This window comes from Microcoleus sp. PH2017_35_SFW_U_B (genome assembly GCF_020737865.1).
Classification (GTDB): Bacteria; Cyanobacteriota; Cyanobacteriia; order Cyanobacteriales; family Microcoleaceae; genus Microcoleus.
Genome location: NZ_JAEQDE010000033.1, coordinates 70,936 through 91,639, shown reverse-complemented (window position 1 = coordinate 91,639; position 20,704 = coordinate 70,936). Strand labels below are relative to the sequence as shown.

Sequence of the window (20,704 nt, the reverse complement as noted above, 5' to 3'; positions counted from 1 at the left end):
TACTTACTTCTCAAACCTTCACAGCTTTCTCCAATGGGAAACCCAACTGTTCCCGCTGTTCCAAATAAAGCTGAGCCACCCGCCGCGCCAAGTTGCGAATTTTGGTAATGTACCGAGTTCTCTCCGTTACCGAAATCACACCTCTAGCATCGAGCAAATTGAAAGTATGCGAACATTTTAACACATAATCAAGACTAGGCAAAACCAATCCCTTCTTAGTCAATTGTTCTGCTTCTTGTTCGTACAGCCCAAACAAAGTAAACAGCAATTCAGGATTAGAAGCTTCAAAATTATAAGTACACTGTTCTATTTCCCCTTGCAAGTGAACATCGCCGTAAGTAATGCCATCTTTCCACTGAATTTTAGTCATCGCATCAACTTCTTGGAGATACATCGCGAGGCGTTCTAGCCCGTAGGTAATCTCAATCGAAACCGGGCGACAATCAATGCTGCCGCACTGTTGAAAATAGGTAAATTGGGTAATTTCCATCCCATCAAGCCAGACTTCCCAACCAACACCCCAAGCTCCCAAAGTCGGAGATTCCCAGTTATCTTCTACGAAGCGAATATCGTGGTCTTCTGGTTTAATTCCTAATGCTCTCAGTGAGTCTAAATAGATTTCTTGGATATTAGGAGGAGATGGCTTAATTAAAACTTGATATTGATAGTAATGTTGGAAGCGATTGGGATTTTCGCCGTAGCGTCCGTCGGTGGGGCGGCGACAGGGTTCGACGTAGGCGACAGACCAAGGTTCGGGGCCGATCGCTCTGAGAAAGGTGTGGGGATTCATGGTTCCTGCACCTTTTTCTGTGTCGTAGGATTGGGCGATCAGGCAGCCTCGATCGCTCCAGAATTTGTTTAAGGTGGCAATGACTGATTGAAAGTTCACTGGTTTAAATAGGGTTAGGGAGTGTCTAAACTTATTTAAGCATACTCAAGGCAGGGTTTATTGAAATAAACCCTGTATCGCTGGCTATTTAAGTTCTTTTTCAGGTATATTGTATCGATCGAGTTATTGCGATCGATGGCTTCTGGGAGGCGATCGCTAAACCGCCTGAAACACCACTGGGCTAGCACTATTTTGATAATCAAGACCAGTCATAATATGCTCTGGTTGGATACCTGCGACAATCAGTGCAGGGGTTAACCCTTCCTCAAAGTTATCTTCTTCAATGATGACATGGCGATCGACCAAGCGAGCGTGAAACAGAATCGTGTCCATCCAGCGTTGCTTATCCCAACCTGTAGCGAGAATCAGGAAATGACCTGAATCGGTATCGCAGACAGGATAAAGCTGAATCGCTTGTAAGCGAGGTTGCGATCGAGTTGCTTCTTGTAGCGTTTGTTTCAGGATATCTGCATAATTTAGTGAGCGATCCATTGAACAATAGCCTCCTGGTCTGGTTCGTAAACTAATAAGTTAATTCTATTCCGTTGAACGGCTAGCTGAAAAATTGGTTTTTGGAAATGTCGAATATAGATGGTTTGACTGATAGCTAGGAACAACTGCCGTTTCTGCTCTTGCTCCTCCAAGGCCCATTGGTAAAGCTGAAGCTGTCCCATCGTTTTTTCCAATTCATTAATTACGGAAGGAGAGTCGAAGTCTTTGATTTCCACAGCTATTTTCCGTTCTTCTTTTTCTGCTGCGAAAATCTTTTCTGCTCCTAAATCAGGTTTCAAGAGCGTTTGTTCTAACACTAAGATTAAGGGGTCATCCGTAATTGTCCACCCATCTTTTTCGAGAGTGTGGCGCAGGGATAGATGTAAATTATCGCGTCTAGACATTAGTTATCAAAGCTTGATATCTCGTTATATTTTAGCACAATTTGACAGAATTTGCCATAGCTTGATAAGGGACAAAAATTTAGAGAATCATTTCACTCCTTTGGCTGTCGCGGATTGAATAACTCAATAAAAAATATCCGAGCGCTCCATATCTTGAGTAGAATCGCCCTACTCGGCTTTTTCACGTTTGCGTTTTTCGATTTCGGCGATCGGTAACAAAAGTATATCTTCTATTTCTTTCTTTACATCATTACTGACCACTACACTTTCTATCAAACATTTTATCAAAACAGTATTACAGTAATAGTAACTTTGTAAGAAATCTTTTTGTTCTTTATTGAATTCCCATAAGTCACTAATATTCATAACAGATTTTAACTGTCTAATCCATTCATCTCCGTTCTTTTTCCACCAAGGATTGGGCGGCAGGTCACAAAGAATTCTTCCTTTTTCAGATTCAGGTATTAAGTCTCTTAATCTTTCAATATTGCCACCCCTAAATCTTGATAAATTTGAAAGGAGAGCCATCGCATTTGTCCTGTGGTATTTTTCCATGAGTCCACGTGCTATATAGATACAAGTTGCTAATAAATCATTAATTGCAAATGTAGAAAATGACATCAAATGTCGATCTATACAAATCGCAATAGGATAAGAATTTCTGGGTAAAAACTGATATTTATCGCCTGGTATGGAAAAGAAAAGCTCGAAGTAAAATATCCGGATTGCACTTACTTTCGGGATAACGGGACTTGTAATTTTATCATCCATATGAATAAAATATTTATGAGAATAAGCAATTGTATTAAGCCACTTAAATAATTCATACAATTCACCTTCCATATCAATTAAATTTTTGTCAATAGCTTGCTTCATTTGTAGCAGTAAACTGTCAGCATCTTGAGTTATATCTGCTATTAACAGAAAAACTTGCTGCCAAGGTTTGTCTGGAAGATATTTGACTAATTTATCCCAAGGGGTATACCTGCAAAACCACTTCGCCACCAAATACTCTTGAAACGTCAGATGTGAAAATGACCAAACCTTCTGACTTCGCTCAATTAACAACCCATGCTGTGCTTCCATTGCCCTCAATACTGTCCGACTATCCCGCTGCCCAATCCCCAAAAACTCAGCAATATAACCCTCAATCTCCGCCTGCTCAAACAACACATATTGCTCTTGCTCAAACTTCTTCACTGCCAGAAAGCTCAATAATTCTAGCTTTCGCTCCACCGACAAATCTCGATAAATCTCATCTCGCTCAATCTCCCGCGACTTGTCCCACTGTTCCAGCAGCAACTCCAACCCTTCTTCATACAGCTTAGAACGCTTTGAGTAAAACTTCCCCGTCTGGTGAAACACCGCACAAGTCAAACTTAGCAAAATCGGCGTAATCGCTAACTCCCGAATCGGCTTATTTGCCTCTAAAAATAGTTGTTCTAAAAACTCTCGCGCTTTCGCCAATCCTCCTGACTCATCCCCCATCACCGTCTTAAACCAATGTTCTGAAAACGATCGCGCCTGCGACTCATTAAAATCAGCTACTTCCACATAATCAAACTTCTCAAACCGCGATTCCTGACTCTGCGTCCGACAAGTTACGATTACCTGCACCTGCGGATAAGTACGAGCAAACCGCTTGATTTCCTTGGCGATGTTCTTCCCATCTTCTCCCGTCACCTCATCCAATCCATCCAGCAACACCAGCACCCGACCTCGATCGAATATCAATTGAGTTTCTGCATCCGATAACCGCCAGCATTGCCCTAGATAACGCTCTAGCGAATAAGCAACCTCACGCCCATCCTCGACAAAATCTCGCAGTTTAATCAAAAACGGAATCCGGTACGTTTGTAAATTCCCTGCGTTGCACTCCGTCGCCACTCGTTGCAAATACGTAGTTTTCCCCGAACCCGGTTTGCCCACCACCATTAGGTTTGTATTCTTCGCCAGCACCTCTAAGCCTGACACCCGTTGCCGTTCCATGCCCAAGCCAATGCGATCTAAACTGCGATGGCTGGGATTGTTGCTGAAATCTTGCCACAAGTCATTGAGTTCTGACTTATGACTACTACTCAGCTCCTTCAGAATATTGACATCTACAAACAATTCACCCAACGGCACGCAACGATCGACACCCCAAAGTGGCATCGTGCCATGTAAGCGTTGGATGTCATCATGGAGGCGCGATCGTACCTGCTGAACCAACGCATCAATATCATCTTTCGGGCTCTCCAGAGGCGGATCTGACAGGGAATTTGGTGGTTTACCTTTCTCCTGAACCTGTTCATCATCGGGTTCCCATTTCATTTTGAGCTTTTTGCAGATGTCAAGAAACTGCTTGCGCTGAACGGGTTTACCTTGGAAAAATTTGTTGATGGTGGTACGCGACATTTGTAATTGAGCAGCCAAATCGGATTTGCTACCAAATTTTGCTAATGCGATGTCCGCGTTTTTCACTTGAGTTGGCGATAGCTTGAGAGATCGCCCGCTAGGTTCCGTCATGTAGTGGTTTCAGGTTTCTCCAATTATAGCGACGCGATCGTAACTTGGACAAACTTGTACATAACCTGAGCGATAGGCGATCGGATCTAAAACCAGCCTCCTATCTTGCATTTGGCAGATTGTTGAGAGTTTCAACAAAGATGACCAACATGAAGATTTCAAACAAAAAGAAATGGATCAAAGTAAGCGAGTTTGCAGTGGTGGGCGTTGCCACTTGCCTCAATCCCCACGCAGGATTTCTGCTGTTTCTACTCAAGCTGTGCTTTCAAATTCTGACAGCATTGCAGAAAGATGAGAGAGACGAGTCAAATAGATAAAAGCTAGAAGCCCCGATCGCCTTTGCGAAAAAATTCAACAGGGCGATCGGTTCCCCAATTCCTATAGCAATATCACAGTTTCAGCAGATTGATTTCCCCCATTACGAGGGCGAAGATGTAAGGTGATTTCCGTATCGAGTCGCTTCAGGAAAATCAGTAGTTTTCCTTCGCTGAACCGTTGAAACTCTCCGTTCATTAAATGAGATACTTCTGGCTGTGGAATTCCAAGTAATTCGCTCATTTCACGCTGTTCTAAGTTGCGCTGTTTTAACAGGCGAAGTACCTGAATACCGATTTTACCTCGCGCAAAAAGTTCATCAGCATCTGCCAATCCAAGGTCAGCAAATACATTACCACTGCTTTCTTCAAAAATAGTTTCTTCTGTCATAATTGTTCCTCCCTAGCTAGTGCGTCTTGATAGCGTTTTTTAATTAAGTCAACATCAGCCTGTGGGGTTTTAATCCCTTGCTTTGATTTCTTCTGAAAAGCGTGCAATACATAGATTTTTTCACCAATCTTTACAGCATAAACTGCCCTGTAAGTATCGGTATCGTAACGTTTGACGATTTCATACACACCGCTTTCCACCCCTTTAAAGGGCTTGGCTGACAAAGGTGTTTCCCCAGCTTGCACCAGTTGTAGGGAATAACCTACGGCTTTTTGTACCTCTTCAGGAAACTCGCGGATATTTTTGCGAGAGTCTCCCATCCAAACAAGAGGTCGTAAAGGCACTTCTGTAGTATCTTTGTTATCGACCATTTTATCCGAAATTTCCTGTAAAAACAAAGTTAGACAATAGCATAAAATGTTGCCAAGCCTAAAAATCAATTTCCCCGATTGTGGGTTCTTGCGTTATGTTTGTTCCTCTCTTGGCATGGTATAATACCAATCTTCGATTCCCATCGACAACTCATGAAAACAGACACCATTTTCTACAGCCTGTTTCAGGAATTTCCCAGCTTCTTCTTTGAACTGATCGATCGCCCTCCAGAAGAAGCCGCCGCCTATGAATTCACCTCCCGCGAAATCAAACAACTGGCATTCCGCATCGATGGCTTATTTCTCCCCACCACCGAAGAACCGGAAAAACCATTTTACTTAGCGGAAGTTCAGTTTCAACCCGATCCCGACTTGTACTACCGCATCTTTGGCGAGCTCTTTCTCTATCTGCGACAATACAAACCCGTCAATCCTTGGCGCGTGGTTGTCATCTATCCCAATCGTCGCATCGAACACGAACAGATGCTGCAATTTCAGGAACTCCTAACCAGTCAGCGGGTGCAACGGATTTACCTCGATGAATTGCCAGAAGCCGCCGATCGCTCGCTGGGAGTCAAAATTGTTAAACTGGTAATCGAGCCAGCAGAGACAGCCGCAGAACAAGCACGCCAATCGATCGCAATGGCCCGACAGCAGTTGTCCGATCCCACCGTTTTGCGCGATTTAATCAACCTCATCGAAACAATTATCGTCTACAAACTCCCCCAGAAAAGCCGCGAGGAAATTGCCACCATGTTGAATTTAAGCGAACTCAGACAAACTCGATTTTATCAGGAAGTCAAGCAAGAAGGTTTAGAAGAAGGACTCGAACAAGGACTCGAACAAGGTGAGCAGCAGGCGAAGTTAGAAGCCATTCGTCGGATGATCGCGTTTGGAATGAATTTAGAGACGATCGCACAATTATTAGATTTGTCTGTAGAATTTGTGCGGCAAACAATTCACAAAATCCAACGGGAATCCATGTCAGTCCCCGAACAAAAGATTGACTCGTTGATCGAACTATTAACTCACCAGCGATCGCTCTTTTCGGCCACACAATTAACTGAACTAGCGCAGCTAATTGAACCCTTATCCGATAAAAGCGATGTTCTTTCAGAAGTGATTTCATCCTGGGCTGAAAATTACCCTTCAATTCAGGAAGCTCAATCCAAACTGCTCGAACCACTACCGCCAGCTAAAGCATCAGAAACAACAGCAGTCAGTCCAGAAAGTAGCGAATCTCAAATGGGCGATCGCCCCAACAAACAAGCTCTCAAAAATGCCATTTTATTGTAGCTATAATCCGGCGGTTGAAACCGCTACTACACAAACAAAGCCCGGATGGTGCGCGGGCTAAGAAATAAAGGGGGTACTTAAGCCTAATTGCCGCTCAACAACAGAACAGTAAGAGCCCCGACTTCTTGAAGAATTCGGGGCTCTTACCGTGAAAAGGTTTAGATTACTTTCTCTTTTAGTCGGCGGGAGTGAGGGAAACTAAAACGATCGCACCGTGCGGGCCACCAGCTACCTTGGAAGCGGACGCGACCTGTTTGATTCGGGTAAATCGATTCATCGACGACTGCTTCTTCGTTGAAATAGACAAAATTGGTATTGATGTAGTTGTCCACTAACATATTGTTTTCTGTGCTGTAGGTGTGAACAGAAAAAATCGCACCGAAAGCTTTTGCTAAGTTAAACATTTCCCTGACTCCTTTTGTATTAAAATATATCGAAGTTTAATCGCCTGTTTCTGCTATTTGAAAGGTCGCATTTCCTAGTTGTTCATCCTCTGATTTAGTCTGCGGGAGTGAGCGAAACTAACAGAGTGATGCTGTCAACGCCGATGACATAAACCGTGTCTCCGGGTGTGAGAGTGATTTGGCGATCGCACCGTGCGGGCCACCAGCTACCTTGGAAGCGGACGCGACCTGTTTGATTCGGATAAATCGATTCATCGACGACTGCTTCTTCATTGAAATAGTTAAAGTTGGTGTTGACGTAATTGTTGGCTGTGCTGTATCCTTGAGTGGAGAAGATAGAGCCGAAAGCTTTTACTACGTTGAACATAATATTTACTCCTGTTGTGTTACAATATATGGATGTGTAATTGTCGCTTTATGCTATTTGAGAGGCTGCATTTCCTCGGTTGAGATTGATTGATTGTCCTGATATTTCATTGTTCTTGTCTTTCCTTCTTTTATCCGGATCGAAGCCCAAGAATTTTTGAAATTTAGAAGGGATTTGAGAAGCGGTTGCGGGAGTTTAACTTCGGTAATTCCGAGGTATTGAATTAACGATTTAGTGGTTGAGCCGTGGGTGGGATTTACCTCAAGGGTAGATGTGGTTATCTACACTAGGGATTGGCTGATTCCGCATTACTGCTGCTGTGAAGATGTTTTATTTTTGGGGTTGCTTTTTTGTGATTGGGCTGTGACTCGTTTGCTTGACACTTACTAATTTCCCAGGAATCGAATGTGTTTGGTGCGATCGCCCTGACACTTTTATCGTCTGGTACTGGCACAGGACACTCGTCAGCCTGCAAACAACGATTTATCAATAGTTTCAGCCTACTCATCTGACTGGTAGCTGTGCCAATTTAGGCAACTGGACTACCGCAGGCTGTGAATCCTGAGTTTACGCAAAGTCGATCGGGCAATCCGGAACATCCATACATATCTAGTGCGTGACCGACACCATCGCTAGTAAAATACCCGTTACAGGTTCGATGGTTCGGACTTCAGTCCGTTGTTGTCTGAGGTTCGATGGTTCGGACTTCAGTCCTTTCTTGTCTCATCAGGACTGAAGTCAGCCCCAGAAGCATAATCTGTATATATAGAGTGCGGAATAAGTACGAACAGCGAATCCTCTAAGTAGCGTACAAAACCATTTTTTAGCCTTAGCCCTGTAATCGCAATTATTGAACAAATCGAACTTAAAATTAATTCATAAATTCAGAATCTCAATTTCATAAAAGTCATAATTATCAAGAACCTGCTTGATACTGCATAATTGTTACCGGAAGTCTGAATAAAGTTTTACCTAACTGAGACAAACCGAACTTGAATTTCAGGGACTGCGGCAAATCTTGCACGGAAACTTCTACGAAGCCAAAGCGGGTATAAAATGATGCGAGCCGCTTTCCCAAACATTCTAAATATAGCGGTTCTGTAGCCTGTTGAATTAAATGTTTTGTCAGGTAAATGCCCAAACCGCGATCGCGCCAATCCTTCGCCACCACCAAACTACCCAACTCTTCCGCGCCCGTAAACTTCCGCAATTGTCCGCAAGCAGCCAATTTCCCCTCACATTCGATCACCCAGAATTGCTCCCAGCGCAACTGAGTCGGATCGAGTTTCGCACTCCAAACTAACATTCTAATTGATTTGATATCTCGCTCCGACGCTTGGCGGATTGTGCATCCAGATGGTAAGGAAACAGAACTTGCAATCATGAGTTATAGCTGGAAACTACAGCAGCGATTCGTTTGAAAATGCGAAAAACTTCGTAAAGTTCGTTGCCGGGATTCTGAATATCAAACAACTTAGATAAAGCATACTGCGGTGTATCTTGTTTAGTCACTTTAATGAATCGGAAACTGCTGCCATTAGTCAGCAGCCCAAACGTTGGTTGTTCTGAATTTGGGTCATTCAGCATATAAAATAGCAATTGAGGAAGTCCAGCTTCAACGGAATATTGGGATCGCTTGGCTTCGATCGCCACAACCCAAAAAGATTGCAGCAATAATAGGACATCTATGCTGCCCCTAACAATTATATCTTCATCTTCGACAATCAGTTCAACAGATTTTTCACATTCTATGTGAAAGGGAGTTAGGAAAAAATCTGCTACAAATAGCAAAGGAGCTAGTACCACCATTTTTACAGTATCTTCTAGGAAAGGGTATGAGGTACTATTGATATAGCCTGCTTTTACCTTGTCGAGCGATCGCTTTTCTGCGTCTGTTATTTCTGGCAAATCTTCAATCCACTCCCGGAAGAATTGCTCGTCTTCAGCAAGTTGGAAGTTAAATTTTGTTTTGACATCGCGCAGTGTCAGTGTTTTTGCTTGAATGCTTTGTGTCATAGTTTTCTGTAGCTCCGAGCTAGTTGTAACTTATTGTAGCATCTCAATTGGCGATCGCCCCCAGCAACACCTCCGCGCCAAACCGCACCGGATCGGTACAAGGCAATCGCGTTTCTGCTTCAATTCCTGCTATTGCTAACAGCGCTTCTGCGTCAGTTAAGTGATGAGTATTGAGAGCGATCGCGCTGACTTTTGCCCCAACAAAAGCACCCGCACCAGCCGCCACCATTTCGTACAATTCAACCACTTTCGACAAACTTGGAATCGATACATGAGGGTGATTGCGAATGTGAATTTGTCCGGCTCGGTGCGCTAAAATTAAGTGAGTTGGCTGCGTGCCCCGCAACAGCGGCAGAGTCGCCGTCGAACCCGGATGCAATAGCGAACCTTGCCCTTCTACGTGCAGAATATCGCATTCCGAACCCAATTTTATCACCGCTTGTTCGACAGCACCGGCGGCAAAATCCACTCGCACTGCATCCAAAGCAATGCCTTCATTTCCAATCATTAAACCCGTTTGTCCGGTTGCTAAAAATTTGGAATGCAAACCCCGCTGCAAACAAGTGCGATTGAGTTCCAAACTGGTTGACATTTTGCCAATGCTCATATCTGTACCGACAGTTAACACGCGGCGACAGCTTAATTTAGCAGCGGCGGCAGAGGCGATCGCCCCAACAGACTTCGGTTCCTGACGCACGTCCCAAATCCATTGATTTTCGGTTAACGGAACCGTTATCAAAGGTGCAAGTTTCGCGTGCAAACCGTTGACAACCGACAAACCTGCTGCTACCGCTTGATTAATTTCTGGCAGCCATTCCGGCGGCAAAACACCGCCGGATGGAGCAATACCAATTAGCAGAATATCCGGCGCAAATTGCAGTGCTTCTGCAACGGAAGCAACTATCGGTACTTGTTGAGGAATACCAGTTAATTCAGATAAAGATTGTCCCGGACATTGGCGGTCAATTACTGCTACAATTGGTGCTTCGCTGTAGCGCAAAAAAGCTAAGCCTGTTTTGCCGGAAGTACCGAGAATTCCCTCGTGCAGCAAGATAGCAACTTTGCCATTTTTGATAGGATAGTTTTTAGTCATTGGTTCACTTTTAAGCTGAAAAATTGTAGATTGTAGATTAAATCTACAATCTACAATCTATAATCTACAATTGATTGTTCGCTGTGATTTGCGATTACTGGTTTAAAGCATTCGGATCTTCTCCCAATTCTCGCAATCTGGCTTCTAGTCGCGAGGCTCGTTGGCGTTCCTGTTCCGCTTGCTGTTGAGCAACTTCTACTTGCTGTTGAGCAGCTTCGACTTGCTGTTGAGCAGCTTCGACTTGCTGTTGAGCAGCTTCTTCAGGTAACAGAATTAGATTGCCAGATTCGTCGTAAAAACGCACCCAAGTTGCTGTTTCTCGATCGACAATTCCGTCCCAAGTCCCCAACCAAAAGCCCAAACTTTGACTCCACAGCCAGCCCTGTTCGTTGGGGACTAACGGTTGATAGCGTTGATTATTATCTAAACGCCATCCCTGCAAAGAATTCGGATCGAAAGGATCGAAGACAAAATAATCTGGCGTTCTAAAAACATGCTCATAAATATCCTTTTTTTTGCCTGTATCCTCATTAGCCGTTGATGGTGAAAGCAGTTCCACAATGATATCCGGGTAACGTCCGTTTTCATCCCAAACTACCCAGCCTTGTCGGGAAGTATTGCCGTCAACACCCAACACAGCGAAAAAATCTGGGCCTCGATAATCCCGATTGCGAACCTGTTGGGCACTGAAGTAGATAAACATATTGCCACCGACAAAAAAATCGTTCCGGTTAGCTAAACCTTGTTCTGCCGAACGGATTAAAACGGTCATTGCTATGCGGTGGCGGTTGCTTTCCATTTCTGCACCATCATCAAAGATTAAATCAGTGGGCGGCTTGTGTTCTTCAAAAAAAAGCTTGGCTTCTCTATCAATTCCCTGTCCTATTGATTCTACTGGCATCATAGTATCTCCAGATTTGTTTTGATCGAAATTCATGGTTTTAAAACGCTCGTCTTTAGGTGGAATATTTTTAGGGTTGGCTGTAAATCCCCATCCTGAAAACCTCGTGCTTCCTCTATCAACTGTCAACTGTAAGTAAGGTGCGTCGCTCATCAATGGTCGATTTTTATTTGTGATGGTTGGTGGCGACGCACGCTACAACTGTCAACTGTCAACTGTCAACTGTCAACTGTTTAACGATATTTCTATTCTACAAGGTCAATTCGCTGCACTCCCAATCCCGATCGCCCATTTGGCAGCAAACACCCATTTTCAACGACTGCGCCGCTGAAAGGATCGTCTAGTAAATTCAAGTGACTGTCCAAATCCAAGTAATCAGCGAGGGGAGAAAGTTGTGCTGCTGCGGTATTTGCGATCGCACTATCGGAATAGCAGCCGAACATCACTTGCAGATTGCAGGCTTTTGCGGTGTGAATCATCCGCATTGCTTCGCTCAATCCGCCGGATTTCATCATTTTGATATTGATGCCGTGGACGCACTGTGCTAACTTGGGTATATCAGAACTATTAAAGCAACTTTCATCAGCAAAAATTGGCAAGGGCGATTGACGGTAAAGTTCCGAGAATTCAGCCATATCCGCGACTGGTGATAGCGGTTGTTCGACATAATTTATGTTATATTTTTCCAGCCAGCGACACATTTCTACTGCTTCTTTTAAACTCCAACCGCCGTTAGCATCTACACTGATTTGAATGTTAGCCGGCGCTTCGTCTAATACTGCGATCGACATAGCTTTGTCGGCTTCAATTCCTGCGGGATTTCCCAACTTGATTTTGACAGCGCGGTATTTGATGCTGGCGGGATTTGTCCCATCTTTGCCAAACCAATCGCGCACTCTGTCTCTCGCACTCCTCGGCGAATTTATGCCGATGGTGACTGATGTGGGGACAATGCGCGATCGATCTAATCCCCACATTTTCCACAGCGGGAAGCCTGCTTTTTTGCCCAGCCAGTCGTGCATTGCCATGTCGATGCCGGCGCGGGCGGCGGAGGGTAACTCGATTTCTGTGAAAATTTGTTCGACTTTTTGGCGATCGCACGGAGTAAACTTTTCTAGTAGCGGTGCAACTTCCTGCAATGCTGCTAGCAGACTCTCGGTAGTTTGGGGCTTAGAACCTGTGGAAAAGGGCGATGCTTCTCCCCAACCTTCGATACCTTCGTGTGTTAATTTTACCCACAAATTGGTACTTTGGGCTGTTGTACCGCGGCTGATGGTAAGTGCAAACCGCTTGCGGACAGTGAAGGTTTGAATTTGAACGCGCATTTTCAGTTATTAGTATTTTTTTATACAGAACAATCAGCAGAGACGGATAGCGCGGATGTTTGCATTTTTTATTTTTTACTTTATAGTTTTATTTTGCTTGTTCTAGTTTACCAAAAAGTCGATGAAATTCATTATTTCTGTTTCGCCAAAGAGAGTTGCCTTCTCTCTTAGCATTTGGGTGCTCTTCTTTGCTGTTGCTGGTTTCACCGTACAAGTTCTGCGCTACGGTTTTAACTATCGCGAACGCTGGATTCATTTGTTTAATTTAGACAGAGAAATAAATTATCCCTCGTGGTACTCGTCATTTACTTTACTGTTTTGCGGGATTTTGCTAGGTATTATTGCTGCTGCCAAGCAGAAGCAGGGCGATCGATATTTTCGGCATTGGAAGGCACTAGGGTTCATCTTTGTATTATTCTCTTTAGATGAAATCTTGAGCCTGCATGAAATATTAATTATTAACGACTTGCGAGAGTCACTGAATTTAGGGGGATTTTTTTACTTCATTTGGGTAATTCCGGGGGCGATTTTTGTTGCAGTTACTGGGCTGACTTATCTCAAGTTTCTCTGGCACTTACCCCGAAAAACCAGGGATTTATTTCTACTCGCAGGCAGTATATATGTAGGTGGAGCGCTTGGCATGGAAATGGTTTGCGGTTATTATGCAGATGCGGTAGGTCAGCGAACTTTGATCTACGGTTTGCTGGCTTCGGTTGAGGAAATTTTGGAAATGGTGGGAACGATCGTATTTATCTACGCTTTGTTGTCTTACATTGGTTCCCATCTTGAAAATATTGATTTGCAGTTTAAGATAGTGGAGAATCAAGATAGGTAAAGCTGGCCGTAGACCCAAGTTATTATGGCGGTTGAAATCGGAGACATTATGACTATCTACTTTTACAGCACTCGCAGCGAATACGGTAGTTTCTCTAACTTTTCCCGTCACGGATTCAAGTTAGACGGAGAATACTGGCCGACTACCGAACATTATTTTCAAGCACAAAAGTTTCCCCAAACGGAACACTGCGAGCAAATTCGCCAAGCAAAAACGCCGAAAGATGCAGCAACAATGGGGCGCGAACGCTCTCGTCCCCTGCGCCAAGATTGGGAACAAGTCAAAGATGATATCATGCGAAAATGCGTATTACGCAAATTTGAAACTCATGCCGATATCCGCGAAATTTTACTCGCTACCGGGGATGAAGAAATAGTCGAAAACGCACCTGGAGATTACTATTGGGGTTGTGGGAAAGATGGCAGTGGCAAAAATATGTTGGGACAGATTTTAATGGAAGTGCGAGAAATTTTGCGATAGTGTATCTGGGTTTGACAAATATATCTGTAGGGGCGAAGCATGACCGCAGTCAATATGAGATTAGAACTAATAACTTATATACGGTCATGCTTCGCCCTCTTCCAAAACCAGATGCACCCTTTTGCGAAAAGGCACGTAGCGAGTAAAACATAACCTACAAGTTTGTAGTCAGGACTTCAGTCCTTTCTTTCTAAATTCAAGAGGGAGGACTAAAGTCCTTACTACGAACCTATGATAAAGCAGGACTTATTTAATCCTAAGTCCTGCAATGCTGCTAAGCGAGCATTTCCTCAATTTTATTAAACAAGGTAACTCAAACATCCGCCTGACCACCTGTCAAATTGTGTGCCAATCTCCTCAGGCTGTTCTAGTAGAGGGTTTAGCCTCTCCTCAGAGACTGCAAAGCAGGGGAAACGGTAAAAACCCTGCACCACTTTTTGGTTTTGACAACTACTGTCAACCAGAATTAACTTTTATCGTGGTAAGTACAGCATTTTTCGCCAGTCGCCTCCCGGACACCGTTCTCCTTAGGTTGGCGATTCACAGGTAAAACAACAAAACTCCTGTTCTGGTTAAGGTTGATTTTTTATTTATGCTGTATGTTTCTATTCTCTGCGATTTCTCTAAATTGTGACCTGTTGTACAGAATTCTTTACACTTTTTCGATCTAAAAGATGCTGTTTTTGTTTTGATTAAGAGATCGATCGCACTTTTGGAATCCTCTCTCAGACTTAGGTTCGGGGATCGCAGCTTAAGTGAGTTTTCAGCGAATTATAAGATTGCGGACTGTTAAGATTTTTGAGTTATTTGGCTGCATTCGCGCCCAACTGCCGCCGTTGCTGTTGAATTCGGTTGAATTCTTTTTGTTCTTCGCACAGCAACGTATTGTCGATCGGCGATCGCATATCCCACTGCAACTCTGAGAGTAACAGCAAACATCCCGCCATAATTATCCCTGTGGTTAGATATTGCCAAGGGGCAACGAATGTTAATAGAGGTATGCTAAATAAATGAGTTAGCCCGATGAGGATAAAAGTGCGCGATCGCAAACCGAGTCCAGTACAAAAATAGCCGATCGCGCTCAACCCCAACCACAAATCGCACAGATGCAGCAACCAAAATCCCCAACCCGCAAAAATACTGCAATCCGTCAAAATCAAACCAGAAATCATCAAAATCGCCCAAGAGTAAAGAATCCAGCTAACCCGCTCAACCTTTACCCAAAACAAAGTCAAAACAGCCATGATCGCAGTGCCAATTAGAGTCACTGTTGACCACAAAATCGCCTGAAAGCTCCAACTAAGCGGGACAAACTGAGCCGTGAAAAAAATCCCCGCCGTCACCAAAGCCCAAAGCAGAAAAGTTTGGTCAATGCGGGTATAAAATCCTGAGAAAAGAGTAATATCTCCGACTTGCCAGCGGAGGCGCAACAGGCCTGCGAGATCTTGTACGTCGAGATGTTCTTGTTTGGAGCGGATTAGAGGTTCACAGGGGTTGAAAAAGGTCATCCGGTGTGGTTTAAAATATCAAGTTTTGCGTATTGTAACAAAACGTCAAGAAGATTTTGCAGATTTTTATATCCTTTTTTGTAGTTCTCCGGCTCTGCCTGGGGAGGTAGATCCGGAGGCTCTGCCTCCCGCGAATCAGAGACAAGCTAGGCAGAGTCTCTGGATATTGGTTCCCAGACAGAGCCGGAGAATCAGGGACGGGCAAGATGCCCATCCCACAGGAGTTCGATCGATTTTGTTGGTCGATTCCCGATATACGTCAAAATAGACGTACAATATAAAAAGTAAATTACATAAATATAATTAAGGAAAGAATATGAAAGCCAATCCAGGGGGCGAAATTGCTTCAGCCGAAGTCATGGGTAGAGACAAGCTAATTTCTGATTTATGGGGGATTTTAGAGCAGCAAAGTGTGATGTTGAGTGCTGAAAGAAGGATGGGGAAAACTTCGGTAATTAAGAAGATGCGATCGGAAGCTACCGCAAATAAGTTGCCGATTTATCGCGATTTGGAAGATGTAAAATCGCCCATAGAGTTTGTCAACACAGTCTTTCTGGATGTCAAAGCACATTTAACACCTTTGAATCGCACCACTAAGAAGACTCACGAATTTTTAAGCAAATTGGGAGGAGCAGAATTTAGCGGTTTCAAATTACCCGATATTGCCGCGCCTCACTGGAAAGCATTGCTGATTGAAACGATCGCAGATTTGGTAGAAAATCAAGACAGCACACTCATCTTCTTTTGGGATGAACTCCCATATATGCTGCGTAACATCGGTGATGAAGCGGCGATGGAATTGCTCGATACTTTGCGATCGCTCCGCCAGATGTATCCTCGTGTTAGAATGGTTTATACAGGTTCGATCGGTTTGCATCATGTGATTGCTGATCTGAGAAAAGTGGGCTATACAAATGACCCGACTAATGATATGTATCCCCAAGATGTGCCGCCACTATCGGCTAAAGATGCAACTACTTTAGCGCGCAAATTGCTGGAAGGCGAGAATATTGTCACACCCGATATCCAAGGAACTGCTGTTGCGATAGCTGATGAATTAAGTAACATTCCTTTCTACATCCACCACTTAATTGTTAAACTCAAATTGCGCGGTGGTTCAGGGGACATAGCAGCGATTAAAGCAATCATTGCTGATTCTTTGGATGACCCAATGAATCCTTGGAAAATGGAACATTATGCAGAGCGCATCGATAGTTATTACGATGAGAAACAGCGTCCTTATGCCAGGAATTTACTAGATATTTTGGCGGTTGCAAATCAGCCTTTGTTATTTGATGAATTGTTTAATCGTCTCAAGCAAGAGCCGGACACTCAAGACAAGGAAATTGCGAGGAAAGTGTTAACTCTTTTGCAGAAAGATTATTATATCCAAAAGAGTGATTTGGGATTTCAATTTCGTTATCCGCTGATTCAAAAATACTGGAAATCATCGAGATGTTGAGCATGGAGGGCGGGCACGGGGGCACCGCCCCTACAAATTAAAATATTCTCGTAGGGTGTGTCGCCTTGAAAAATCTATAAATTCAATCAACAATCTCAGGGCGACGCACCTTACGGCTACTTTCTCTATGTCATTGCGAGCGAAGCGTTAGCGTAAGTGATCCGAAGGAAAGCAATCGCAGAGACTAGGCGATTGCTTCGCTTCACTCGCAATGACAATAATAGTGGCAATGACCCATAACTCGCAATGACAATAATAGTGGCAATGACCAATAATACTCGCAATGACAATACTCTGACAATGACTAATAATACTTACAATGACAATACTCTGATAATGACCAATAATACTAAATAACCAACCGAATCAATCTATGAAAAATACATTTATCTCTCGATTTACTCCGAGCTTAATGGCACCAGAAACCCTCGAAGATATCTTAGTACAACGTCACACACTAGCAAATTATTTAGTCGATAAAATCCGGGATAGCGCCACAACAGATAACAAGTATTTTCAACTACTAATCGGGCCGCGCGGCATTGGCAAAACACACTTGGTTTCCCTGATTTATCATCGCGTTGCCAAGATGGAAGATTTGCAGGATAAATTGCTGATTGCGTGGTTGCGCGAAGAGGAATGGGGGATTGCATCTTTTTTGGATTTATTGCGGGGAATATTCCGGGCAATTGCTCAAGAATATCCCGCAGCATATAAAGCTCAGTTACATGATGAGGTTGAAAAGCTTTATGATTTGTCGCTGGAACAAGCTGAATATCAGGCGGCAGAATTGCTGAGAGAGTTTGTTGGGAATCGGGTGCTATTGTTGATTGTTGAAAATTTAGAGGACGTATTTAGCGGGTTGGGAGATTTTGGGCAGAAGCAGTTGAGGGCGTACATTCAAAATCATTCGTTTTTGACTATTTTGGCGACATCACAAAGTTTGTTTGATGGAGTCAAACTCTATGATAATCCTTTTTATGGTTTCTTCTATTCACATATATTAAATGAGTTTAAGGTTGATGATGCTGTAGATTTGTTGAATCACATTGCTAAGTTAGAAGGGAATACCGATTTAGCATCTTTTATTCAAACTCCAACCGGGCGCGATCGCATAAAAGTTGTGCATTACCTTTCTGGTGGCAGTCCTCGCGTGTATATTGTTTTTTCGGCTTTTCTGATGACTCCTGAATCGCTGGATAAATTGGTGGAACCGTTCATGGAAATGCTGGATAGCCTCACGCCATACTATCAGGATCGGATGAAGTATATTTCAAATCAGCAACGAAAGATAGTTGACTTTTTGTGCGATCGAGGTGGTGCTGCACCAGTGAAAGAAATTGCTAAATACTGTTTTATTACTCACCAAACAGTGTCTAGTCAACTTAAAGATTTGTCGGAAAAAGGTTATGTCAAAAAAGAAGAGATTGGACGGGAATCGTGGTATGAATTGCGGGAACCTTTGATGCGTTTTTGTCTGGAGGTGAAGAAGCAGCGCAATCAACCGATTCGATTAATTGTGGATTTTATTCGGGTTTGGTATACGCGGGAAGAGTTGCAGCAGCGATTGGGATTGAGGATGGCGGATGTTGATTTTGCGGAGAAAGAAGGTCATTTTATGTATCGGCGAAATTTGGAACCGATTCCACTTGATGCTGTGATGGATCGAGAATATCATATGCGAGCGCTGGAGGCAAAAGATGAGGAAGATCCGCGTCTGAAGGCTTATTATGATGAAATTGAATATTGTCGGGAACAGAAAGATGATGTTTCGGCTTTAGCCTATGCGGAGAAGTTGGTAGCAAGTCGCGGTGAGGCAAAGGATTGGTCGGAAAATGGACATTGTTTGAATAGGCTTAAACGCCACGATGAAGCTTTGGAGTGTTTAGAAAAAGCTATTGAAATTGATTCCAATTATACGAGGGCTTGGGCTAATAAAGGTGATGTACTCAAAAATCTTAAACGCTATGAAGAAGCCTTAGTATCTTTCGATCGGCTGATCGCACTTGATCCCAATAATAAGTCGGCTTGGGCTTGGGCTATGCGAGGTAATGTACTCAACAACCTTAAACGCTATGATGAAGCTTTAGTATCTTTTGATCGCGCGATCGCACTTGATGTCAATTATCAGTGGGCTTGGGCTAATCGAGGCTGGGCACTCTACAACCTCAAACGCGATGATGAAGCTTTAGCATCTTACCATCGGGCGATCGAACTTGATGCCAATTATCACTGGGCTTGGTCTAATCGAGGCAATGTACTCAACAACCTCAAACGCTATGATGAAGCCTTAGTATCTTTCGATCGGGCGATCGAACTTGATGCCAATTATCAGTGGGCTTGGGCTAATCGAGGCTGGGCACTCTACAACCTCAAACGCGATGATGAAGCTTTAGCATCTTACGATCGCGCGATCGCAATTGATGCCAATTATCAGTGGGCTTGGCGTATGCGAGGCATTGTACTCAATAATCTCAAACGCTATGATGAAGCCTTAGTATCTTTAGATCGCGCGATCAAAATTGACCCCAATTATCAGTGGGCTTGGGCTAATCGAGGCAATGTACTCAACAACCTCAAACGCTATGAAGAAGCTTTAGAATCTTACGATCGGGCGCTCGAACTTGATGCCAATTATCAGTGGGATTGGGCTAATCGAGGTAATGTACTCAACAACCTCGAACGTTATGATAAAGCTTTAGAATCTTACGATCGGGCGCTCGAACTTGATGCCAATTATCAGTGGGCTTGGGCTAATCGAGGCATTGTACTCAACAACCTCAAACGCTATGAAGAAGCCTTAATATCTTACGATCGCGCGCTCGAACTTGACGACAATGATAAGTGGGATTGGGCTAATCGAGGCAGTGTACTCAAAAACCTCAAACGCTATGAAGAAGCTTTAGTATCTTACGATCGCGCGATCGAACTTGATGCTAATTATCAGTGGGCTTGGTCTAGCCGAGGCTGGGTACTAGATAATCTCGGCCGCTATGAAGAAGCTTTAATATCTTGCGATAAATCCATCGCACTTGGTAATAAATATTCAAATGTCTTCTTCAATCGTGCCATTGCCATTCTCGGATTAAATCGTTGGGATGAAGGCATCGTTGCCTTAGACGACGCATTCCAACGCCTCGAACATCAAAAAGAAGCTGCTTCACAAGATGCCGAGTTAATTATCAGAAACCTATTCGCAAACACGCACGATCCAACGATATCTAAAACTCACATCACTAGCCTAATTGCAGTTTACAAAAAATACAAATTTCTCTCAATCTTAGGACAGGGAATTGTGCGAAATATCCCCGCGCTAATGTCAGAAATGGCCAGCGACAAAGCCGCCCGCACTTGGTTAGAATGGTGGCAAGAACCAACCAGCAACTACGAACAATTCCAAATTACCATGCGCCTGCTGAATGCGGCTGTCCGCTATAAGGAAACAAAGGGCGACAGACGAGTTTTGTTAGAACTTCCCATTGAAGAACGCAATTTATTAGAACCATTGGTGTTGGGAAAGGTAGAATAAGAGTACATAGGATTTAGGGACTTCGACAAAGAAACCGGGTTTTTATCAAATCTTCGAGTACGAACCAAGTATTATCGTAAAAACCCGGTTTCTCGGCCCCATGCACTCCGACAAAGAAA

Annotated in this window: 21 protein-coding genes; 6 read left to right on the top strand and 15 right to left on the bottom strand. The window is 43.6% G+C overall.

Annotation, left to right across the window (positions count from 1 at the left end; all coding sequences use genetic code 11):
* Nucleotides 1–10 precede the first annotated feature (10 nt).
* The 4 genes from glyQ to JGK36_RS08355 all read right to left on the bottom strand — a co-directional run bounded on the left by glyQ (nucleotide 11) and on the right by JGK36_RS08355 (nucleotide 4,293).
* Nucleotides 11–889, bottom strand: coding sequence for a glycine--tRNA ligase subunit alpha (gene glyQ, locus JGK36_RS08370; RefSeq protein WP_293196692.1), 879 nt, complete (start codon nucleotides 887–889; stop codon nucleotides 11–13).
* Between the two features lie 156 nt (nucleotides 890–1,045).
* Entirely contained in the window at nucleotides 1,046–1,381 is a 336-nt protein-coding gene (locus tag JGK36_RS08365; protein ID WP_293178139.1) for an element excision factor XisI family protein, read from the bottom strand.
* Nucleotides 1,366–1,785, bottom strand: coding sequence for a XisH family protein (locus JGK36_RS08360; RefSeq protein ID WP_293178136.1), 420 nt, complete (start codon nucleotides 1,783–1,785; stop codon nucleotides 1,366–1,368). The genes JGK36_RS08365 and JGK36_RS08360 overlap by 16 nt, the downstream gene beginning before the upstream one ends.
* Nucleotides 1,786–1,953: 168 nt before the next feature.
* On the bottom strand, nucleotides 1,954–4,293 hold the full coding sequence (locus JGK36_RS08355) for an NACHT domain-containing NTPase (RefSeq protein ID WP_293178133.1): 2,340 nt from the start codon (nucleotides 4,291–4,293) through the stop codon (nucleotides 1,954–1,956).
* A 149-nt stretch (nucleotides 4,294–4,442) separates the two neighbouring features.
* Here JGK36_RS08355 and JGK36_RS08350 point away from each other — a divergent pair, with 149 nt between their 5' ends.
* Complete coding sequence (locus JGK36_RS08350) at nucleotides 4,443–4,610, top strand: hypothetical protein (protein ID WP_293196691.1); 168 nt, start codon at nucleotides 4,443–4,445, stop codon at nucleotides 4,608–4,610.
* 61 nt (nucleotides 4,611–4,671) lie between these two features.
* Here JGK36_RS08350 and JGK36_RS08345 read toward each other — a convergent pair whose 3' ends face one another.
* Nucleotides 4,672–4,998 carry an XRE family transcriptional regulator gene (locus tag JGK36_RS08345; RefSeq protein ID WP_293178127.1) on the bottom strand — a complete coding sequence of 109 codons (327 nt, stop codon included), beginning with the start codon at nucleotides 4,996–4,998 and terminating at the stop codon, nucleotides 4,672–4,674.
* Nucleotides 4,995–5,369, bottom strand: a complete 375-nt coding sequence (locus tag JGK36_RS08340; protein ID WP_293178124.1) for a type II toxin-antitoxin system RelE/ParE family toxin — start codon at nucleotides 5,367–5,369, stop codon at nucleotides 4,995–4,997. The genes JGK36_RS08345 and JGK36_RS08340 overlap by 4 nt, the downstream gene beginning before the upstream one ends.
* Before the next feature lie 153 nt (nucleotides 5,370–5,522).
* On the opposite strand from JGK36_RS08340, the gene JGK36_RS08335 reads away from it, so the two are divergent.
* Nucleotides 5,523–6,665, top strand: a complete 1,143-nt coding sequence (locus JGK36_RS08335; RefSeq protein ID WP_293178121.1) for an Rpn family recombination-promoting nuclease/putative transposase — start codon at nucleotides 5,523–5,525, stop codon at nucleotides 6,663–6,665.
* Nucleotides 6,666–6,823: 158 nt separating this feature from the next.
* Here JGK36_RS08335 and JGK36_RS08330 read toward each other — a convergent pair whose 3' ends face one another.
* The 8 genes from JGK36_RS08330 to JGK36_RS08295 form a co-directional block, all read right to left on the bottom strand.
* On the bottom strand, nucleotides 6,824–7,069 hold the full coding sequence (locus JGK36_RS08330; protein ID WP_293200878.1) for an NfeD family protein: 246 nt from the start codon (nucleotides 7,067–7,069) through the stop codon (nucleotides 6,824–6,826).
* Nucleotides 7,070–7,163: 94 nt separating this feature from the next.
* Nucleotides 7,164–7,436: an NfeD family protein gene (locus tag JGK36_RS08325; RefSeq protein WP_293200876.1), complete on the bottom strand. Its 273-nt coding sequence runs from the start codon at nucleotides 7,434–7,436 to the stop codon at nucleotides 7,164–7,166.
* A gap of 286 nt (nucleotides 7,437–7,722) precedes the next feature.
* A complete protein-coding gene (locus JGK36_RS08320) occupies nucleotides 7,723–7,944 on the bottom strand; it encodes a hypothetical protein (protein ID WP_293178115.1) in 222 nt (73 codons plus the stop codon).
* A gap of 408 nt (nucleotides 7,945–8,352) precedes the next feature.
* Nucleotides 8,353–8,820, bottom strand: a complete 468-nt coding sequence (locus JGK36_RS08315) for a GNAT family N-acetyltransferase (protein WP_293192968.1) — start codon at nucleotides 8,818–8,820, stop codon at nucleotides 8,353–8,355.
* The gene (locus JGK36_RS08310) at nucleotides 8,817–9,452 is read right to left on the bottom strand and encodes a type I restriction endonuclease (RefSeq protein WP_293196689.1); all 636 of its coding nucleotides are present in this window, start codon (nucleotides 9,450–9,452) and stop codon (nucleotides 8,817–8,819) included. Before JGK36_RS08310 ends, JGK36_RS08315 begins: the two co-directional genes overlap by 4 nt.
* 43 nt (nucleotides 9,453–9,495) lie before the next feature.
* The gene (locus JGK36_RS08305) at nucleotides 9,496–10,545 is read right to left on the bottom strand and encodes a DUF1611 domain-containing protein (protein WP_293196688.1); all 1,050 of its coding nucleotides are present in this window, start codon (nucleotides 10,543–10,545) and stop codon (nucleotides 9,496–9,498) included.
* Nucleotides 10,546–10,639: 94 nt separating this feature from the next.
* The gene (locus JGK36_RS08300) at nucleotides 10,640–11,446 is read right to left on the bottom strand and encodes a Uma2 family endonuclease (RefSeq protein ID WP_293178236.1); all 807 of its coding nucleotides are present in this window, start codon (nucleotides 11,444–11,446) and stop codon (nucleotides 10,640–10,642) included.
* Between the two features lie 245 nt (nucleotides 11,447–11,691).
* Nucleotides 11,692–12,771 (bottom strand): dipeptide epimerase, encoded by a 1,080-nt coding sequence (locus JGK36_RS08295; protein WP_293196687.1) that lies wholly within the window; start codon nucleotides 12,769–12,771, stop codon nucleotides 11,692–11,694.
* A 121-nt stretch (nucleotides 12,772–12,892) separates the two neighbouring features.
* On the opposite strand from JGK36_RS08295, the gene JGK36_RS08290 reads away from it, so the two are divergent.
* The gene (locus JGK36_RS08290; RefSeq protein ID WP_293178099.1) at nucleotides 12,893–13,606 is read left to right on the top strand and encodes a hypothetical protein; all 714 of its coding nucleotides are present in this window, start codon (nucleotides 12,893–12,895) and stop codon (nucleotides 13,604–13,606) included.
* A 48-nt stretch (nucleotides 13,607–13,654) separates the two neighbouring features.
* On the top strand, nucleotides 13,655–14,086 hold the full coding sequence (locus JGK36_RS08285; RefSeq protein WP_293178233.1) for an NADAR family protein: 432 nt from the start codon (nucleotides 13,655–13,657) through the stop codon (nucleotides 14,084–14,086).
* A gap of 803 nt (nucleotides 14,087–14,889) precedes the next feature.
* Here the strand turns inward: JGK36_RS08285 and JGK36_RS08280 are convergent.
* Nucleotides 14,890–15,594 (bottom strand): hypothetical protein, encoded by a 705-nt coding sequence (locus JGK36_RS08280; RefSeq protein WP_293192977.1) that lies wholly within the window; start codon nucleotides 15,592–15,594, stop codon nucleotides 14,890–14,892.
* Between the two features lie 316 nt (nucleotides 15,595–15,910).
* On the opposite strand from JGK36_RS08280, the gene JGK36_RS08275 reads away from it, so the two are divergent.
* Together JGK36_RS08275 and JGK36_RS08270 are read left to right on the top strand one after the other, a co-directional pair.
* A complete protein-coding gene (locus tag JGK36_RS08275; protein WP_293196686.1) occupies nucleotides 15,911–17,056 on the top strand; it encodes a hypothetical protein in 1,146 nt (381 codons plus the stop codon).
* Between the two features lie 373 nt (nucleotides 17,057–17,429).
* Complete coding sequence (locus JGK36_RS08270) at nucleotides 17,430–20,585, top strand: tetratricopeptide repeat protein (protein ID WP_293196685.1); 3,156 nt, start codon at nucleotides 17,430–17,432, stop codon at nucleotides 20,583–20,585.
* The last annotated feature ends 119 nt before the right edge of the window (nucleotides 20,586–20,704 follow it).

Coding starts and splice junctions, on each gene's coding strand:
- JGK36_RS08365 (WP_293178139.1), bottom strand. CDS start 1,381: ATGGATCGCTCACTAAATTATGCAGATATCCTGAAACAAACGCTACAA.
- JGK36_RS08360 (WP_293178136.1), bottom strand. CDS start 1,785: ATGTCTAGACGCGATAATTTACATCTATCCCTGCGCCACACTCTCGAA.
- JGK36_RS08355 (WP_293178133.1), bottom strand. CDS start 4,293: ATGACGGAACCTAGCGGGCGATCTCTCAAGCTATCGCCAACTCAAGTG.
- JGK36_RS08350 (WP_293196691.1), top strand. CDS start 4,443: ATGAAGATTTCAAACAAAAAGAAATGGATCAAAGTAAGCGAGTTTGCA.
- JGK36_RS08345 (WP_293178127.1), bottom strand. CDS start 4,998: ATGACAGAAGAAACTATTTTTGAAGAAAGCAGTGGTAATGTATTTGCT.
- JGK36_RS08340 (WP_293178124.1), bottom strand. CDS start 5,369: ATGGTCGATAACAAAGATACTACAGAAGTGCCTTTACGACCTCTTGTT.
- JGK36_RS08335 (WP_293178121.1), top strand. CDS start 5,523: ATGAAAACAGACACCATTTTCTACAGCCTGTTTCAGGAATTTCCCAGC.
- JGK36_RS08330 (WP_293200878.1), bottom strand. CDS start 7,069: ATGTTTAACTTAGCAAAAGCTTTCGGTGCGATTTTTTCTGTTCACACC.
- JGK36_RS08325 (WP_293200876.1), bottom strand. CDS start 7,436: ATGTTCAACGTAGTAAAAGCTTTCGGCTCTATCTTCTCCACTCAAGGA.
- JGK36_RS08320 (WP_293178115.1), bottom strand. CDS start 7,944: ATGAGTAGGCTGAAACTATTGATAAATCGTTGTTTGCAGGCTGACGAG.
- JGK36_RS08315 (WP_293192968.1), bottom strand. CDS start 8,820: ATGATTGCAAGTTCTGTTTCCTTACCATCTGGATGCACAATCCGCCAA.
- JGK36_RS08310 (WP_293196689.1), bottom strand. CDS start 9,452: ATGACACAAAGCATTCAAGCAAAAACACTGACACTGCGCGATGTCAAA.
- JGK36_RS08305 (WP_293196688.1), bottom strand. CDS start 10,545: ATGACTAAAAACTATCCTATCAAAAATGGCAAAGTTGCTATCTTGCTG.
- JGK36_RS08300 (WP_293178236.1), bottom strand. CDS start 11,446: ATGCCAGTAGAATCAATAGGACAGGGAATTGATAGAGAAGCCAAGCTT.
- JGK36_RS08295 (WP_293196687.1), bottom strand. CDS start 12,771: ATGCGCGTTCAAATTCAAACCTTCACTGTCCGCAAGCGGTTTGCACTT.
- JGK36_RS08290 (WP_293178099.1), top strand. CDS start 12,893: ATGAAATTCATTATTTCTGTTTCGCCAAAGAGAGTTGCCTTCTCTCTT.
- JGK36_RS08285 (WP_293178233.1), top strand. CDS start 13,655: ATGACTATCTACTTTTACAGCACTCGCAGCGAATACGGTAGTTTCTCT.
- JGK36_RS08280 (WP_293192977.1), bottom strand. CDS start 15,594: ATGACCTTTTTCAACCCCTGTGAACCTCTAATCCGCTCCAAACAAGAA.
- JGK36_RS08275 (WP_293196686.1), top strand. CDS start 15,911: ATGAAAGCCAATCCAGGGGGCGAAATTGCTTCAGCCGAAGTCATGGGT.
- JGK36_RS08270 (WP_293196685.1), top strand. CDS start 17,430: ATGAAAAATACATTTATCTCTCGATTTACTCCGAGCTTAATGGCACCA.